Source organism: Pseudoalteromonas tetraodonis, assembly GCF_002310835.1.
Taxonomy (GTDB): domain Bacteria; phylum Pseudomonadota; class Gammaproteobacteria; order Enterobacterales; family Alteromonadaceae; genus Pseudoalteromonas; species Pseudoalteromonas tetraodonis.
Genome location: NZ_CP011041.1, coordinates 128,975 through 147,056 on the forward strand (window position 1 = coordinate 128,975; position 18,082 = coordinate 147,056).

13 protein-coding genes, 3 tRNA genes and 2 rRNA genes are annotated in these 18,082 nt (G+C 42.5%); 12 read left to right on the forward strand and 6 right to left on the reverse strand.

The window, feature by feature from the left end; translation table 11 throughout:
* Positions 1–200: 200 nt before the first annotated feature.
* Together PTET_RS00620 and rrf are read left to right on the forward strand one after the other, a co-directional pair.
* Positions 201–3,087: ribosomal RNA gene (locus PTET_RS00620) — 23S ribosomal RNA — on the forward strand.
* 133 nt (positions 3,088–3,220) lie between these two features.
* Positions 3,221–3,335: ribosomal RNA gene (gene rrf / locus PTET_RS00625) — 5S ribosomal RNA — on the forward strand.
* A gap of 317 nt (positions 3,336–3,652) precedes the next feature.
* Here the strand turns inward: rrf and PTET_RS00630 are convergent.
* The 4 genes from PTET_RS00630 to uvrD are packed head-to-tail and all read right to left on the reverse strand — an operon-like array spanning position 3,653 to position 9,893.
* Positions 3,653–4,510 carry a chemotaxis protein gene (locus tag PTET_RS00630; protein ID WP_096038081.1) on the reverse strand — a complete coding sequence of 286 codons (858 nt, stop codon included), beginning with the start codon at positions 4,508–4,510 and terminating at the stop codon, positions 3,653–3,655.
* A gap of 56 nt (positions 4,511–4,566) precedes the next feature.
* Positions 4,567–5,691: an ABC transporter substrate-binding protein gene (locus PTET_RS00635; protein WP_096038082.1), complete on the reverse strand. Its 1,125-nt coding sequence runs from the start codon at positions 5,689–5,691 to the stop codon at positions 4,567–4,569.
* Entirely contained in the window at positions 5,660–7,750 is a 2,091-nt protein-coding gene (locus PTET_RS00640; protein ID WP_096038083.1) for a GNAT family N-acetyltransferase, read from the reverse strand. The genes PTET_RS00635 and PTET_RS00640 overlap by 32 nt, the downstream gene beginning before the upstream one ends.
* A complete protein-coding gene (uvrD, locus tag PTET_RS00645; protein ID WP_008108265.1) occupies positions 7,728–9,893 on the reverse strand; it encodes a DNA helicase II in 2,166 nt (721 codons plus the stop codon). The genes PTET_RS00640 and uvrD overlap by 23 nt, the downstream gene beginning before the upstream one ends.
* Positions 9,894–10,208: 315 nt before the next feature.
* On the opposite strand from uvrD, the gene PTET_RS00650 reads away from it, so the two are divergent.
* The 3 genes from PTET_RS00650 (at position 10,209) to PTET_RS00660 (ending at position 11,604) form a co-directional block, all read left to right on the forward strand.
* Positions 10,209–10,433, forward strand: coding sequence for a hypothetical protein (locus tag PTET_RS00650; RefSeq protein ID WP_036955616.1), 225 nt, complete (start codon positions 10,209–10,211; stop codon positions 10,431–10,433).
* A 123-nt stretch (positions 10,434–10,556) separates the two neighbouring features.
* Positions 10,557–10,925, forward strand: coding sequence for a YacL family protein (locus tag PTET_RS00655; RefSeq protein WP_013463756.1), 369 nt, complete (start codon positions 10,557–10,559; stop codon positions 10,923–10,925).
* Positions 10,926–10,977: 52 nt separating this feature from the next.
* Entirely contained in the window at positions 10,978–11,604 is a 627-nt protein-coding gene (locus PTET_RS00660; RefSeq protein ID WP_024601290.1) for a dUTP diphosphatase, read from the forward strand.
* A 267-nt stretch (positions 11,605–11,871) separates the two neighbouring features.
* Here PTET_RS00660 and yrfG read toward each other — a convergent pair whose 3' ends face one another.
* On the reverse strand, positions 11,872–12,519 hold the full coding sequence (gene yrfG / locus PTET_RS00665; protein ID WP_024601289.1) for a GMP/IMP nucleotidase: 648 nt from the start codon (positions 12,517–12,519) through the stop codon (positions 11,872–11,874).
* Positions 12,520–12,805: 286 nt separating this feature from the next.
* Between yrfG and nudE the strand changes: the two genes are divergently transcribed.
* The 7 genes from nudE to PTET_RS00700 all read left to right on the forward strand — a co-directional run bounded on the left by nudE (position 12,806) and on the right by PTET_RS00700 (position 17,315).
* Positions 12,806–13,378 carry an ADP compounds hydrolase NudE gene (gene nudE / locus PTET_RS00670; protein ID WP_024601288.1) on the forward strand — a complete coding sequence of 191 codons (573 nt, stop codon included), beginning with the start codon at positions 12,806–12,808 and terminating at the stop codon, positions 13,376–13,378.
* Positions 13,371–14,168 (forward strand): 3'(2'),5'-bisphosphate nucleotidase CysQ, encoded by a 798-nt coding sequence (gene cysQ, locus PTET_RS00675; protein ID WP_028835908.1) that lies wholly within the window; start codon positions 13,371–13,373, stop codon positions 14,166–14,168. Before nudE ends, cysQ begins: the two co-directional genes overlap by 8 nt.
* A 141-nt stretch (positions 14,169–14,309) precedes the next feature.
* Positions 14,310–14,386, forward strand: a tRNA-Met gene (locus PTET_RS00680).
* 82 nt (positions 14,387–14,468) lie between these two features.
* A tRNA-Met gene (locus PTET_RS00685) sits at positions 14,469–14,545 on the forward strand.
* A gap of 60 nt (positions 14,546–14,605) precedes the next feature.
* Positions 14,606–14,682, forward strand: a tRNA-Met gene (locus PTET_RS00690).
* 472 nt (positions 14,683–15,154) lie between these two features.
* The gene (locus tag PTET_RS00695; protein WP_024601286.1) at positions 15,155–15,769 is read left to right on the forward strand and encodes a trimeric intracellular cation channel family protein; all 615 of its coding nucleotides are present in this window, start codon (positions 15,155–15,157) and stop codon (positions 15,767–15,769) included.
* A 34-nt stretch (positions 15,770–15,803) separates the two neighbouring features.
* Entirely contained in the window at positions 15,804–17,315 is a 1,512-nt protein-coding gene (locus PTET_RS00700; protein ID WP_013463762.1) for a YifB family Mg chelatase-like AAA ATPase, read from the forward strand.
* On the opposite strand, the gene PTET_RS00705 is transcribed toward PTET_RS00700, so the two are convergent.
* Positions 17,312–18,016, reverse strand: a complete 705-nt coding sequence (locus tag PTET_RS00705; RefSeq protein WP_013463763.1) for a response regulator transcription factor — start codon at positions 18,014–18,016, stop codon at positions 17,312–17,314. The two genes, PTET_RS00700 and PTET_RS00705, sit on opposite strands and share 4 nt — an antisense overlap.
* Positions 18,017–18,082: the final 66 nt, after the last annotated feature.

The window sequence follows — 18,082 nt, forward strand, 5'->3', positions numbered from 1 at the left end:
TTTGGAAAAGCTGATAATAAAATTCGTATGAATACAGTGTATTTGTACAGAGTTTTCAAAAGTAAAAAAGAATGATAGCAGTATCATTCAGTGCCATTTAATGAACGTTTACGTTTATTGATTGGTATCTACTTTAGTATTCAATATTAACTTCTGGCGAAGTTAAACTGTCACACAACAAAGACCCGTTTGGGTTGTATGGTTAAGTGACTAAGCGTACACGGTGGATGCCTTGGCAGTTGGAGGCGATGAAGGACGTATTAACTTGCGATAAGCCTAGTCAAGCTAGTAAAAAGCACTTGAGACTAGGATTTCCGAATGGGGAAACCCACCTGCTTGCAGGTATCGTTAACTGAATACATAGGTTAACGAGGCGAACGCGGAGAACTGAAACATCTAAGTACCCGTAGGAAAAGAAATCAACCGAGATTCCGATAGTAGCGGCGAGCGAAATCGGAACAGCCCTTAAGCTTATTATGTGTTAATGGAAGGCTCTGGAAAGTGCCACGATACAGGGTGATAGTCCCGTACATGAAAACGCATTTTAAGTGAAATCGAGTAGGTCGGAGCACGTGAAACTTTGACTGAATATAGGTGGACCATCATCTAAGGCTAAATACTCCCAACTGACCGATAGTGAACCAGTACCGTGAGGGAAAGGCGAAAAGAACCCCTGTGAGGGGAGTGAAATAGAACCTGAAACCGTGTACGTACAAGCAGTAGGAGCCCACTTGTTGGGTGACTGCGTACCTTTTGTATAATGGGTCAGCGACTTATATTTTGTAGCGAGGTTAACCGATTAGGGTAGCCGTAGGGAAACCGAGTCTTAACTGGGCGAATAGTTGCAAGGTATAGACCCGAAACCCGGTGATCTAGCCATGGGCAGGTTGAAGGTTGAGTAACATCAACTGGAGGACCGAACCCACTAACGTTGAAAAGTTAGGGGATGACCTGTGGTTAGGAGTGAAAGGCTAATCAAACCGGGAGATAGCTGGTTCTCCCCGAAATCTATTTAGGTAGAGCCTCGGACGAATACTTACGGGGGTAGAGCACTGTTAAGGCTAGGGGGTCATCCCGACTTACCAACCCTTTGCAAACTCCGAATACCGTAAAGTAATATCCGGGAGACACACGGCGGGTGCTAACGTCCGTCGTGAAGAGGGAAACAACCCAGACCGCCAGCTAAGGTCCCAAAGTCATAGTTAAGTGGGAAACGATGTGGAAAGGCCCAGACAGCCAGGAGGTTGGCTTAGAAGCAGCCATCCTTTAAAGAAAGCGTAATAGCTCACTGGTCGAGTCGGTCTGCGCGGAAGATGTAACGGGGCTAAACTATGCACCGAAGCTGCGGATTCAAAATTTATTTTGAGTGGTAGGGGAGCGTTCTGTAAGCGGTTGAAGGTGTACCGGGAGGTATGCTGGACGTATCAGAAGTGCGAATGCTGACATGAGTAACGATAATGCGGGTGAAAAACCCGCACGCCGGAAGACCAAGGGTTCCTATCCCATGTTAATCAGGGTAGGGTAAGTCGACCCCTAAGGCGAGGCCGAAAGGCGTAGTCGATGGGAAACGGATTAATATTTCCGTACTTGGTATAATTGCGATGGGGGGACGGAGCAGGCTAAGCAAGCATGGCGATGGTAGTCCATGTGAAAGTGTGTAGGCTAGTGACTTAGGTAAATCCGGGTTGCTGTTAGGCTGAGACACGAGACGAGTCACCAAGGTGATGAAGTTGCTGATGCCATACTTCCAGGAAAAGCCTCTAAGCTTCAGATTATACCGAATCGTACCCCAAACCGACACAGGTGGTCAGGTAGAGAATACTAAGGCGCTTGAGAGAACTCGGGTGAAGGAACTAGGCAAAATCGTACCGTAACTTCGGGAGAAGGTACGCTCCGATTGGTGATGGGACTTGCTCCCTAAGCTGATTGGAGCCGCAGTGACCAGGTGGCTGGGACTGTTTATTAAAAACACAGCACTGTGCAAAATCGCAAGATGACGTATACGGTGTGACACCTGCCCGGTGCCGGAAGGTTAATTGATGGGGTTATCTTCGGAGAAGCTCTTGATCGAAGCCCCGGTAAACGGCGGCCGTAACTATAACGGTCCTAAGGTAGCGAAATTCCTTGTCGGGTAAGTTCCGACCTGCACGAATGGTGTAACCATGGCCACGCTGTCTCCACCCGAGACTCAGTGAAATTGAAATCGCAGTGAAGATGCTGTGTACCCGCGGCTAGACGGAAAGACCCCGTGAACCTTTACTACAGCTTGGCACTGAACATTGAACCTACATGTGTAGGATAGGTGGGAGACTTAGAAGCAGAGACGCTAGTTTTTGTGGAGTCGTCCTTGAAATACCACCCTTGTAGTTTTGATGTTCTAACGTTGGCCCCTGAATCGGGGTTACGGACAGTGCCTGGTGGGTAGTTTGACTGGGGCGGTCTCCTCCCAAAGAGTAACGGAGGAGCACGAAGGTTGGCTAAGTACGGTCGGACATCGTACGGTTAGTGTAATGGTAGAAGCCAGCTTAACTGCGAGACAGACACGTCGAGCAGGTACGAAAGTAGGTCATAGTGATCCGGTGGTTCTGAATGGAAGGGCCATCGCTCAACGGATAAAAGGTACTCCGGGGATAACAGGCTGATACCGCCCAAGAGTTCATATCGACGGCGGTGTTTGGCACCTCGATGTCGGCTCATCACATCCTGGGGCTGAAGTCGGTCCCAAGGGTATGGCTGTTCGCCATTTAAAGTGGTACGCGAGCTGGGTTTAGAACGTCGTGAGACAGTTCGGTCCCTATCTGCCGTGGGCGTTTGAGAATTGAGAGGGGTTGCTCCTAGTACGAGAGGACCGGAGTGAACGAACCGCTGGTGTTCGGGTTGTCATGCCAATGGCATTGCCCGGTAGCTACGTTCGGAACTGATAAGCGCTGAAAGCATCTAAGCGCGAAGCAGGCCTCGAGATGAGTTCTCACTAGACTTTTAAAGTCTCTGAAGGGCCGTTGAAGACTACAACGTTGATAGGCAAGATGTGGAAGTGGTGTGAGCCATTAAGCTAACTTGTACTAATTACCCGTGAGGCTTAACCATACAACGCCAAACGCGTTTTATGTGATAGTTTAAGCGCAGAAGTTAATATGACTAAAGTAGATTTACGATACTCTTTATTATCAGAATTCCAAATTTTAGTAAGCTCGATTAAATCGACCTTACACCAAATTTGCTTGGTGACAATAGCGTTTTGGACCCACCTGACCCCATGCCGAACTCAGTAGTGAAACGAAACAGCGCCGATGATAGTGTAGCATTTGCTATGTGAAAGTAGGACATTACCAGGCTCCAAATAAGAGAAAGCCCGACTAGAAATAGTCGGGTTTTTTTACGTCTGCAGAAAAGTGAAAATGCAGGTTCGAGGTGAAAGGTATTAGGTTAAAGGAAGAGAGTTGATCAGAGCTGACACCACGATATTCTACTGCGTTGTTGCTACGAAGTAGCGCACCATGGCTCCAAATTTAGAAAGCCCGACTCACTGAGTCGGGCTTTTTTAAACGTTCCAAAATTAGATGAAAGGCCTGAGGTTAAAGAAAAATATTCATAGCCAAAAACACACTAACTGCACTGTTGTTCGTTAGTATTGTTTATACAAATAATTAGCTTAGAACAGTCCATAGGCTTCAGTCTCTTGCTCTTGTGCGTTGCTAGAGGTTTGAAGCTCTTTGGGTTTAAATATAGCGCTTGGATCAATAAGTACGCTGTGTTTATCGGCTAGCTTAATTAATCCATGCATCATATTTCTTGTTTGTGGATCAATATCAAAGCCTATTTCAGTCAACTTATCGAGAGGTTTTATATCTTCTTGTTTATATTCAATATTATCTTCTACTTTATCAACTAATAAGCCAACATGCGGGGTCATTCCATCTTTTGTTGTAAAAACAATAATCGGTTTATAGTCTAAGGTTATTTGCTCTTTGGCTGATTCAAATAAGCGCTCTAATTGGATCAGCTCATGGCGCTTTACAATTTCAAGCTGTATGAGGACTTGTTTACTATTTTTTTGTTTATGTACTTTAATAGTGTCTTCTACTTTTTGTAAAAGTGATTTAAACGGCTCATTAAAGCGTGACATCGTACTTTTTAATTCGTCGTTATCGGTTTTAAATTCCATATAAAATTGTTCAAAGTCAGCAAGCTCACATTGACTCGTATTTAACGAATTTTGCGAACTTAGTAACGCTTGTTCTAATTGATTAAACCACGTATTGAGTTGTTTTTGCCAAGATTTAAGTTGCTTTAACGCATCTCGGTTACTGTGCTCTGTAGACACGCCATTTAAAATTATTCCTAAGTCAAATACTGGGGTTGGGATCCCCATATAATCTTTAACGCCTAGGAAGCTCTTGTTATCGTTAGGCAGCACCGTGAGGTTATTATGAAATTGTTCCGTTAATAAGATATCAAGAATCTTAAGTGAAATGGTTTTATAACCCACTTTAAAATTAATTAAGTCCATGGCTTCCTCACATACTAAGTTTGTATACTAAGGATAGAACAATATTTGCAAGGTATTTATTTATTCACATAATAAGAGCGATAAACATTACGTTTATTGTTGTTTTCAGTATTTATGAATAACTTTTGGATAAGTGTATCGGTTACTAATAAAGAATTAAGCTCATTCATCAGGCAGGATTGCTGAAGGGGGAATTGACAGTTTTTCGCTGCTTTGCTAAATGCCATAGCGTTAATATAACCCTCAAAATGAAGACGACTCGGTTTTTTGATGTTGCTCGCTTGCATATCGGCTAAAAACTCAGTACAAAAATTATCGTTACAATTTAGTGGGTTTGGAACAATCTCCGTTACCATAATATTTGATGGTGAGTTTACTTCATCAAATAAGTCAAAGCTGGGTACAAACGAAACGCTAGTATATTCAGGATTAAACCCTTGCTTTTGGGCGCTATTAATAAACTCAGAGAGTGGTTCATAAGTGCCGACTAAACAGATTGCCGTAACTCCGCTTAATTTTAAGGTATTAAGTGCTGACTCCACATCTTGGCTATTGCGTTTGTAGCGAGCAACTATTACCGGTGTAAGACTATATTTTGCTAGTGCTTCTCTTAGTCCTGATTCTACATATAAGCCAAATTCGTCAGCCTGTATAAACAGCCCTATTTTAGTATGCTTATGCTCTTCAACGAGGTATTTGATTTGTTCTTGTGCTTCGTCGTTATAGCTTGCTCTTAAGTTAAATGCTTTAACTGACGGTTTTTCACGTAGAAAGCTCGCCCCGCTAAAAGGCATTAAGAACGGAATTTTTGATTGCTCTAGTAAAGGTATAATTGCATGGCTGGTTGGGGTACCCATTGCACCAAACAGGGCATCAACTTTATTTGTGTAAATAAACTCACGAGTATTATTAACGGTTTGTTTGGGTTCATAGTGATCATCAGCAACTAAAAGTAGCACCTTAGCGCCATTAATACCGCCAGCGTTATTAACTTTGTCAAAATAAACGCTGCTACCTTTATGTAACTGTTGGCCAATATTTTTAGCAGGGCCAGTCAGTGCAGTAGACATGCCCAGCTTAATTACTTTGTCGTTGGTTTGCTCGGCATGCGCGAAAGTTTGCCCAAGCACTAATGCTATAAGGACAATGTTAAGGTTTACTATTATGCGAAATGCGCTCATACCAATTATTTACAGCCTTTTTAAATAATGTATTAAATGACTTTGTGCCATTCAAACCTAACTGACTTTGGATATTTTTCGGTGTCCAATTTTGTAATACTAGCCTAATAAAAACATATTGGAAATTATCGTCATCGGTTGGCAAGCTATACGGCAATGCCCAAAAACGTCGCCAGAGTAATGGTTTTATATTAAAAAGCTGGTAGTCACTTGTTAACATAGACTTTAATCTTGATTGCTCAGTGATACTGCCGGTATGAGTATTAAAATGAGAGATAATTTTCGCGACCAGTTGATAATCAAGCTGACTATAGTGATCGAGTAGTTGCAAAGGGAAATCGGCTTCAAACTGTGCTACTAATTGCTCTACTAGTTGGTCACTTTTAGTTAAGCTTTTAACAACTAATGCACTGTGCTCGCCCGTTGCCTTATCTTTTTGAAAACCGAGTTTAACTAAATCAAAGCCATTACTTTGCCAAAAACTGAGTAATTGCGCATTGCCACCAAAGCTGGCACCAAACCAATGACACTCGCTCTGCAATTGCTGTTCACAGTATTTAAGTAACTGTGTGCCTATTTTTTTGTTGTGATGCTGTGGATCAATGGCAATACGCACCACGCGGGCGCAGTGTTGTTTTAAAACATCAGCATTAAAACTCAATTGTGCTAACGTTTGTGCCATTAAGTGACCTTGAGGCCTGCGCTTTCCTTGTGCTATTTCATTGCTCATGGCGGCATTAAACCCACCTTCAATCGCAATTAAACAGACACCGAGAATATTATCACCTTGTTGGCAAACAAATACATGTTGTTTAGTGGCGTCTAGTAAGTGGCGTAAATCATTCACACTGGTTTGATAATGTGCCAGCGTTAGCAACCCAATCACTTGATAAAGTAGTGACTCGTTACTAGCAAGTTGATGTGCCTGTAACTGCTTAAATTGCAGAGGGGTAGAGTGTAAGGTGAGGCTGTGATGTTCAGCATCTAAGGCTAATAACGTGCGAATGTGCTGCTCTAATGGGTCCTGCTTTGCAAAGCGAATAGGCTGCTCAAGAGTCATACTGCGCATATTTTTAAAATGCGTTTTAATGTAGCGAGTAAACTTTAGAATATAGCCGCGACCATTGCCTTCATAGCCAACCATGGTGCTTGAAAATACCACGCGAGGATAAAGGTGGAGTAGTTTTATGAGCATTGGAACAGGGATTGCTGCCGCTTCATCAATTAATAGCAAGTCACACTCAGGCTGTTCGTTAAGTAGCTGATCAGGTGCAATATATTGCATGTTTGCAATACATTTATTGCCTGCTTGATACTCCAAATTAAGTGCGTTTGCTAAATGTTTAAAGCTGCTGTGCAATGCGCGAAATTGCATAGAGCTGATGAGGATTTTTTTATCGCTGAGCTCGCTTGCGGCAATCCCTAATGCCGCTGATTTACCCCGTCCCCGATCAGCATTAATCAATAATGGTCTATTTGCCCGTCCGTGCGCGGTTTTTTTTATTAATTCAACACATTGTTGTTGCTCGGTAAAATCTATTGTACCTGCTGATGAATCAATGTCGGCAAGAGTAACCCAGCCATCTTGTTGATTAAAATGTAATAAGGAGGCGTTGCTCAGTAAGTGCTTTAAGCGTTGATTAAAAAAGCTGTATTGATGCGCTTGTCCAAATGATTGAAATAATGGCAGCGCAGGATCGCACCAATGTTCAAGTGATTCGAGCGGTGGAAGTAATACAATTAAAAAGCCACCCGCTTGAACTACGCCCGCTAAGGCTGCTAGTTTATCTGGCACCAGTCCACTGTAGCCATCATAAACAGCATGGGCGCATTCTTGCCCTAAAATTTGATGGGTATGCTCTGGCCAATGTGCATTAACTAAATTTGTGTTTTTAGAAAGAACAAAAGAGGGTTGCTGTAATTGAGCAAGCAGCTGAGTGCATTGCTCATAACACCAATTTTTATCGCCTGTAAGCAACAGTAACTGACGATGTTTAGCATTCGTTAGCTGCTGTTGCAGATGCTCTATAACGCGGTTAAACGGCTTGTAGTCTTGCATAAGCTGTTACTAACCACTTACTACCTAAGTCGTCAAAGTTAACTTGTACTCGCGATTGTGCGCCACTGCCTTCGTAATTAAGCACCGTACCAATGCCAAATTTTGCATGTAGCACCCGTTGACCTAAATTAAACCCGCTTTCTTCAAAGGCGGCATGGCTAACCGATGCACTAAAGCGACCAGCTGCTGGCGGGCGAGAAACCTGGGTTTTAATGCGAATTTCTTCTACGCAGTCTTCGGGTATTTCACGTAAAAAACGCGATGGGCTGTGGTATTTTTCTTGACCATATAAACGGCGGCTTTCTGCGTGGCTTATATACAGTTTATCCATAGCACGGGTCATACCTACATAACAAAGGCGGCGTTCTTCTTCTAAACGGCCCGTTTCTTCATTACTTTGTTGTGATGGGAACATGCCCTCTTCAACACCGACCATAAATACCAGCGGAAACTCTAAGCCTTTAGCTGAGTGAAGCGTCATCATTTGTACCGCATCTTCATGTTCATCAGCTTGCCCTTCACCTGATTCAAGCGAGGTGTAGGCTAAAAAGCCTTGTAGTGGTGAACTGAATTCTTCCTCTTCAGGGAGTTCATATTGATCGCAGGCGCTAATTAATTCTTCTAAGTTTTCAACCCGAGCACGGCCTTTTTCACCTTTTTCAGCCTGATACATTGCCATTAACCCTGAGGTTTGAATGGCATATTTAGCCTGCTCGTGCAGCGTTAAGTCACTAATCTTATCTTCAATATGTTCAATTAACTCAACAAACTTGGCAACAGCTCCAGAAGCGCGACCCGATAAATGCTGTTGCTCTACAATGGCTTTAGCAGCATACCAAAGCGGCAAAGATTCAGCGCGAGCGCAGTCACGTATATGGCTTAATGTTTTATCGCCAATGCCGCGGGCGGGCGTATTAATAACTCGCTCAAATGCCGCATCATCTTGGCGGTTACCCACTAAGCGTAAGTATGAAAGAGCATCTTTAATTTCTTGCCGTTCGAAGAATCGCATACCGCCATAAATTCGGTATTTTAAACCTTCTTGTAGCATTGCTTCTTCAAGTACCCGCGATTGCGCATTACTACGATATAAAATAGCCGCATCTTGAAGTGCATTACCCGCATTAAGCCAGCTACGTAATTTGCTACTCACAAAGCGCGCTTCATCTAGCTCATTAAAAGCAGCATAAATAGAAATAGGTTCACCGTCGTTACCGTCGGTCCATAAACTTTTACCCATTCGCTCGGAGTTATTTTGAATTAACGCGTTTGAGGCTTTAAGAATAGTGGCAGTCGAGCGGTAATTTTGCTCAAGGCGAATCGTCTCTGCGTCGAAATCGGTTAAAAAGCGTTTAATGTTTTCTATTTTTGCGCCGCGCCAACCATAAATACTTTGGTCATCATCGCCTACAATCATGATGCTGCTGGTATCGCCCGCAAGTAGTTTTAACCACGCATACTGAATTGTATTGGTATCTTGAAACTCGTCTACAAGCATGTGCGCAAAGCGCTGCTGATAATGACGCAGCAAGGTTGGGTTATTTTTAAGAACCTCATAGCTACGTAGTAATATTTCTGCAAAATCAACTAGGCCCGCTCTATCACAAGCTTCTTGATAGGCCGCGTAAACACGCAGCATCATTTGCTCGTTAATATCGTATGCCTGAATATCTTTAGGGCGCAGAGCTTCATCTTTTTTAGCGCTTATGTACCAACCAAACTGCTTTGCCGGCCATTTTTTATCATCAATATTCATCGATTTTAATAAGCGCTTGATCATACGAAGCTGATCGTCAGAGTCTAAAATTTGAAAGGCTTCTGGTAAGTTTGCTTCACGATGATGTGCACGCAAAATTCGGTGCGATAAACCATGGAAAGTACCAATCCACATGCCGCCTACAGGTGCTTTTAATGTCTCTTCAACTCGTGAGCGCATTTCTTTAGCGGCTTTATTAGTAAAGGTTACCGCAAAAATACTATAGGCAGAGGCTTGTTCTACTTGCATTAACCAGGCAATACGATGAACCAATACTCGAGTTTTACCTGAACCTGCTCCTGCTAATACCAGCATGTTTTGTAATGGCGCTGCAACGGCATCGCGTTGTTTATCATTTAAGCCATCGAGTAATTCTGAAACGTCCATCGTTACGCCTTTTTAATCAATAATGAGAGCAGTATAACAGGTGTTTTTGTTAGGCTAAATAAAATACTGTTTTTATAAACAGCTATTTATAAAATACGTATTTAAGTTGTTGAATAGTTAACAGTATAAACTGAGCAAGTAACTAAAATAGCTATTTAAAATTGCTAATTTGACTTATTTTTGGCAAAAAATACTAAACTGATAAATTCGTAATAATTTAACTGTATGATTTGTAAGCCTTAATAAATTGGCATAAAGTGTGTAAGTATAAATAATAAGTACAAATACAAAATTAATTAAACTACAGAGGTTAGTATGTCTCAACAAGGTTCTGGCGGAAATGTAATCGCCGCTCTATGTAATATTTTTTTCCCAGGTTTAGGGCAGTTGGTTCAGGGTCGTATTTTAGCGGCGCTGGTGTTTGCCATTTTGGTTTTTGGCGGCTACGCGTTATGGTTTTTAGTTGTTCCAGCCATTGTTGGAGCCGTATTCCATTTATGGGCAATTATTGATGCTGCCCGCTATCGCTCAGGCGGTTAGCTATAGTTAGCTATAGTGAGCATACTTTAATAGCGCCTTATGGCGCTATTTTTGTATCTGGCTTTCATTATTCATAGCTGATTAGGTTATAATCTGTTGTATTAGCAGTACTGGAATAAAGTTATGGAATACCAATTCATTCGCGATCCTATTAGTGGGTTAAGAATTAAAATTAGCAGCGAGCACGCGATTATAGGCCGCTGGTTAAATGAAGAAATAGGCAAAGATAAAGTGGCGATGGTGCAGGCACTTATTAGCTCGGTGAGTTCAAGCTTTGAGCCGGTAACACTTAAAGGCCAAGAAATTGATCTGATCCTTTCTAAAGATGAAGCATTATTCGAAGCACATGCGCTGCATCAAGATAACGAAGATATATTAGCCTACCAAGATGACGAACTCATGCTGGAAGAGAATGATTTAAGCAGTGGTTGTGGTTTTGAAGACTTTGTTGATCTGATCAACTCGTGGCATGAGTTTTCGGCTGGTCGTTAAGTTATATTATCTGTATTATTACTCTAATTATAAATCCAACAGTGGAACCAATATGTCTGCGAATTTAAACAAACTAGTTGTTATGCTAGAAATGCAAAATGCCATGAATACCAAAGTACATGAGCAATGGTTTAGTCAAGGCTTTGAATGGTATAGAGCTATTTGGGTTGAATGTGCAGAAATGCTGGATCATTACGGTTGGAAATGGTGGAAAAAACAAACGCCAGATACTGAACAAGTAATTTTAGAGCTGGTTGATATTTTTCATTTTGGTTTATCGCTACGTATCGACGGTGAGACCAGCTACGAGCAAATAGCAACACAGCTACAAACTCAAATGAGCGCCCCACAGCAAGGTGATGATTTTAAACAAACGCTTGAATTATTAGCAGCCAGTGCGGTTGCCAATAAAACCTTTAACGCGGCTGCTTTTGCCGGTTGTATGGCACAAATCGGTATGGATATTGATGATTTATATCGTGGCTATGTGGGTAAAAATACGCTGAACTTCTTCCGTCAGGATCATGGTTACAAAGAGGGTAGCTACATTAAAGTGTGGCATGGCAAAGAAGATAACGAACACTTAGTTGAAGTAGTTAAAAGCCTTGATACTGAGCATGTAGATTTTGCAAAACAGGTATATCAAGGCTTAGTAGCGCGTTACCCTCAGGGCGAATAAGCCAGGGTCTGTTGACCTTTGCGGATTACAATTTGTTCAAATTAGGGGCGGTTTAATCGCGACGCGAGGTTTGTAACCTAGTGGGCTAAGTAAAAACCGAGCAACAAAGAGTAAATCGCCCCTAGGCAGAACCCTTCGGGCAGCGCCTGTTTGGCATTGATGCTGCGTTATCGCCTATTTATGGGGAATAACCACACCACATAGGCTCTGCCTTGCCTAAATACCAAACAGACTGCTGCAAATTTAACCTTGAAAGATCAACAGACCCTAAATAAGCTTACGGTAATCGGTGACACTTAAGTAATCGGTTATATCGTTATGTGGTTGCTGGCTATTCGGGTTAGCAACCGCAAGTAAATGCTCAATGCCGTATTCTCGTGCGGCATTTAATACCGGTAAGCTGTCATCTACAAATAATGTGCGGCGTTTATCAAACCCTAAATCCCCTTGAACCTTGTGCCATAAACTTTGTTGCTCTTTACTTACCCCATATTCATGCGTTGATACCACCCCGTCTAAGTAGTTATCAATGGCGGTATGTTCAAATTTAAGCATTACGCATTCTGGATGAGCATTGGTAAGTAAAATGAGTTCTTTACCTGCACGTCGAAGTTCAGTTAAAAAATGCGGAACGTCTTCACGAATTTTGATTAAGTGAGCAGACTGGCGCTTTAGTTCGAGAATAGGTAAGTTTAGCTGTGCTTCCCAATAGTCAGAGCAGTACCACTGAATTTTGCCACTCACAGCCTGATAGCGTTTTAAGATATCTGCGCGGGCTGCCTCAAAACTGATATTTTGAGCCAGAGCATGTTGTTGTGGAACAACATTGAGCCAAAAGTCAGTGTCGTAATGTAAATCAAGTAAAGTCCCGTCCATGTCGAGTAATACAGTATCGATTTTTGACCAATTGAGCATGATATATCCTTGTGGAAATTGAGGCGTTAAATGACTACGTTGCGATGAAATGCTTGCAAGCGAAATATAATGGGCTCTGTTAATTGAACTTTAAAAACATATACCCAATGATGAAATATTAAGGGCGAATTCAATAACGCCAGATAAATATTTAACCTTAACTACGGGTAAGATATTTTATGATTAATTCTGCATTTAAATTGCTTTTAATTCAAACTGAAACTCGCATCTTATACTCATTTGGGTATATGATTAGTATAACTGCAATGATAGCAAATTGATGCCCATGACACAGAAAAAGCACCCAACACCACCACAAATTCTCAGTAATAATGTTGTCGCTAAAAGTCGCTTATTTACTGTGGAGTCTTTAGAACTAAAATTTTCAAATGACGAAGAGCGTCAGTATGAACGAATTCGCGGCGGTGGCCGTGGAGCCGTTATGATTGTACCCATCACAGCTGAAAACGAACTACTACTCGTTCGAGAGTATTGCGCCGGCACCAATGATTATCAGTTAGGTTTCCCTAAAGGATTAATTGACCCCGGTGAAACACCTGAGCAAGCGGCAAACCGAGAGCTCAAAGAAGAAATTGGCTTTGGTGCTGAATACTTTGAAGCACTTAAAACGGTCACTATGGCGCCTAGTTATTTCAATGCCACTATGCATATTCTCTTTGCTAAAGATTTATACCCTGAAACCCTATTAGGTGATGAGCCAGAGCCATTAGTGCTTGTTAAATGGCCACTTGCGCAGTGGCAGTCGCTATTAGAACAACCTGACTTTACTGAAGCACGTAGTGTTGCCGCTCTGCTATTATTAGATAAGTACTTAGCCTCAGGAGCGACTAATGGATAAATTACTTGAACCATGCATAACACTTGCCCAAAGTGCAGGTGATGCAATTATGGCTATTTATAAAAAAGATGATATTGGTCAACAAGAAAAATCAGACAATACGCCAGTTACTAAAGCAGATTTAGCCGCAAACGATGTACTTGTTGCTGGCTTAAAAGCGCTAGCTCCCGATATTCCTATTATGTCCGAAGAGACGCCGATCCCAGCATTGGAAGACAGGCAGCACTGGCAACGCTATTGGCTGCTTGATCCGATGGATGGCACCGGTGAATTTATATTAGAAAGCGGCGACTTTGCCGTTAATATTGCGCTGATAGAAAATAATCATCCTGTATTGGGAGTGATTCATTGGCCAGCAAAAGGCGTGACCTATTTTGCTACCGCTAATAATGGGGCGTTTAAGCGTAAAGGCGAGCATGATAAACAAATATTTGTAGCGCCTCCCGAAAGTTTAACTTTGGCTGTAAGTCGCCGCCAAAAAATAGAAGCCGTGAGTCAGTATTTAAATGCGCAATTTGCAACGGTGGCTTTAGGCTCATGTTCGCTTAAAGCTTGTATTGTTGCTGAAGGTAAAGCTGACTGCTTTTTAAGAATTGGTCCCACTGGTGAATGGGACACTGGCGCATCACAAGTAATAGTTGAAGAGGCGGGGGGGTGTATTACCGATGCTGAGTTTAACCCTCTGACCTATAACCAAAGGGAAAGCACAGAAAACCCAGACTTTATTGTTATGGGTCATCCCGATTGGGAGTGGCAAAAAATGATAAACCCACATCAGCGATTAGTGTAATAATAGCCGTTTGATGGGTTTTTGTTCACTTAAACGTTTTTAATTAGTAAAACCTTGCATTATAGGTTTATTCCTATATTATAGCGCTCTCTTCGAAACAGGCTTGTGAATAACACGATACTGTTACAAAGAAATTACAGGCGCGGGATGGAGCAGCCTGGTAGCTCGTCGGGCTCATAACCCGAAGGTCGTCGGTTCAAATCCGGCTCCCGCAACCAATTTCCTTTAGAGGTTTTAGGTTACTGTAAACTCTAACTTAAGAGATTAAATTAAGTAGTCGATAGACTTAAAATATACAGGCGCGGGATGGAGCAGCCTGGTAGCTCGTCGGGCTCATAACCCGAAGGTCGTCGGTTCAAATCCGGCTCCCGCAACCAATTTTTCATTGGAAGCCAAGTTGTAATGTAAGCAACTATAAATAAATCTGCAATTTCAGGCGCGGGATGGAGCAGTCTGGTAGCTCGTCGGGCTCATAACCCGAAGGTCGTCGGTTCAAATCCGGCTCCCGCAACCACTGAAATAAACAGTTATAGTAAAGCAACACGCCTAAAGCGTGTTTTTTTATGCCTAAAATTCAGTGAAATGGGTAGCTCGTCGGTCTCAGCTCTCCATTAGCCAGCAAAGGTTGTCGGTTCAAATCCGGCTCCCGCAACCACTGAAATAACATGTTTTATTAAATCGACACGCTAAAGCGTGTTTTTTTATGCCTGAAATTCAGTGCGCCTAAAAGCGCGTCGGACCCAGCTCTCCATTAGCCAGCAAAGGTCGTTGGTTCAAATCCGGCTCCCGCAACCACTGAAATAACATGTTTTATTAAATCGACACGCCTAAAGCGTGTTTTTTTATGCCTAAAATTCATATTCCCTCACGCTATTTTTAACACGTATTTCTGCTGTTCTTTTCTAATTCTACTTTTTGAAAGTGTTATTGCTGAATATTTAGTATGCTATGCGTTAAACTCTTTAAAACTTTTTGTAATCAAAATTATGACTGAACTCTATCACTGGTTTGATTTAATTGGCGTAGCGGTATTTGCTATATCGGGCACCTTGGTTGCCTATGAAAAGAAAATGGATGGCTTTGGTGTGGTTGTGCTTGCAACCGTTACGGCTATTGGTGGCGGTACTGTTCGCGATGTGATACTCGATCAACCCGTATTTTGGTTACACGACCAAAGCTACTTCTATGCTATTTTAGCCGCAGTGCTTGTTACAACACGACTGATCAATAAACAAAAATCGATTCCTTATTATGTTTTACAAACAGCCGATGCATTTGGTTTAGCCTTTTTTGCGGTAATGGGAGCACAAAAAGCGCAATTGGCCGGTATGCCTGATATGACGGTTATTATTATGGCGGTGATCACCCCCTGTTTTGGTGGATTGATTCGCGATGTGCTTGCCCGCGATATTCCTATGCTCCTCAAAGGTGAGCTCTATGCTATTACCTGTATTGCTGGTGGTATTGTATATACCTTAGCTATAAACCTATCTTTAACGGTGGAAGTGGCGATGATCTTGAGTATGTTAATGACCTTATTGCTGCGCTTTTCGGCCATTAAATGGAAGATTATATTACATGTTTTTAAATATCCTGACTAAACTGGTTTAATACAGCAGTTAACTAGGATAAGGAATGTCGTTAGCCCGTATATTTTCTCGCGCACAAGTAGGAATTAATGCCCCCGAGGTTATGGTTGAAGTGCATTTAGGGAATGGTTTACCTGCATTTCATATTGTCGGCTTACCCGAAGCATCGGTTAAAGAGGCCAAGGATAGAGTACGCAGCGCTCTTGAAAACTCTCAATTTGGATTTCCCGATCAACGTATTACCGTTAATTTAGCACCTGCCGATTTACCAAAAGACGGCGGGCGGTTTGACCTTGCGATTGCGGTAGGCATTTTGGTCGCATCGGGGCAAATAGTCTGCCCTGATATTCATAAGTATGAGTTTTATGGTGAGCTTGCACTTAATGGTGAAATACGTGCAGTGAATGCTATTTTACCCTCAGTGCTCGGTGCTAAAGAGCAAAACCGTTGTTGCTTTCTTCCTCTTGAAAACGATAGTTTGGCCAGCCTTGTCAGCGGTGTAAAACGAAAAGCGGTAAGCTCTATACAAGAGGTGTGGGGAGACTTACTCAACCAACAACCTTTACCATTGAATATTGCCTACCCTGACTGTACCCAAGCGCCAGACTTTTTACTCGATTTAAGTGATGTAAAAGGCCAACCCGGTGCTAAACGAGTACTAGAAATTGCTGCCGCAGGTGGACATAACCTACTATTTTTAGGGCCACCAGGAACCGGCAAATCAATGCTTGCGCAACGAATGTCTACAATAATGCCAACCATGTCAGATGATGAAGCCATTGATACCGCTGCTTTGTATTCCATTATTGGCCACTCAATCGATTTAACCAACTGGCGTCAGCGACCATTTCGAAATCCTCATCACACTTGCTCTGCAGTTGCGCTGGTAGGCGGTTCGTCTAACCCTAAACCCGGTGAAATATCGTTAGCGCACAATGGCGTATTATTTTTAGATGAGCTGCCTGAATTTGAGCGCAAAGTACTGGACTCGTTACGAGAACCAATGGAAACCGGAACCGTGACGATTTCGCGCGCGGCAAGACAAATGGAATTTCCGGCACAGTTTCAGCTTATTGCAGCACTTAATCCCAGCCCGACAGGGTGCCATCATGATAAACGGGCGACCCCTGATCAAGTGATGCGTTATTTATCGCGGGTATCAGGACCGTTTATCGATAGAATTGATTTGCAAATTGAGCTCCCTAGACTAAGCAGCGTGGAGCTACAAAGTACGACTGCAGAAGAAACCAGTGCTGAAGTGAGAGCGCGAGTAGAAGCGGCTTATGCAATACAATTAAAACGCCAAGGTAAAGTGAATGCGCGGCTAAATAACAAAGAAATGAGCTTATACTGTGAGTTACCCGCTGCGGAGCTACAGTTTTTAGCTAGAGCCAGTGAAAAGCTGGCGTTATCGCCGCGCTCTTATCATAGAGTGATAAAAGTAGCGCGTACCATTAGTGATTTAAAAGGCGCGCCACAAATTAGTTTAAATGAACTTAAAGAAGCGCTTAATTATCGGGCATTTGAGCGTTTATTATCGCAGTTAACCCAATACTAAATAGATAGCATATAGCCTTTACCACGCACGGTGACGATGCGTTTTTGATCTTTCTCATCGTTCAGCTTTTTACGTAAACGACCCACTAACACGTCTACGGTACGATCGTTGGGGCTCCAATCAGGCTGGCCAATTTCTTCTGATATTTTTTCACGTGAAGTGGCTTTACCGGCATTGCCGATTAAACAAATAAGCACTTTATGCTCTGCTTCGGTGAGCCGTGATTCAATCCCACTGGCTGTAATGAGTGTGCGGTTATCTGGATGGAGTTTAAAATCAGCGTATTCGATAAACTCTTCACTGTCATCGTCGTGTTGATTGTTTGCAATACGTTTGTATAAAGCGCGCATTCTCAACTCAAGCTCGAGTAAATCGACAGGCTTGCAAATATAGTCATCGGCACCTTGAGCAAGACCAGCAATACGATCAGCTTGTGAGTCACGGCTCGATAACAAAATAACACCAATATCGGTGAGCGTATTTAACTCTTTGGCAAGTTGTAAACCATTGCGCTTTGGCAGCACAATATCAATAATTGCCAAGGAAATAGCACTGCGCTGATTTACACGGCTTTTGACCATGCTTAAAGCATCGGCACCCGTTGCGTCAACGTCAATAGAGAACTCGGTATTTATAAAATGATTTTGGATGCGCTTTACTAGCAGCTCGTCATCTTCAACCAATAAAACATTAATTGCCATAGTCTGTTATTTTTTTAATAGTAGCCTTGCATGTTAGCATTATTCGTTACATGCATAACACAGAGT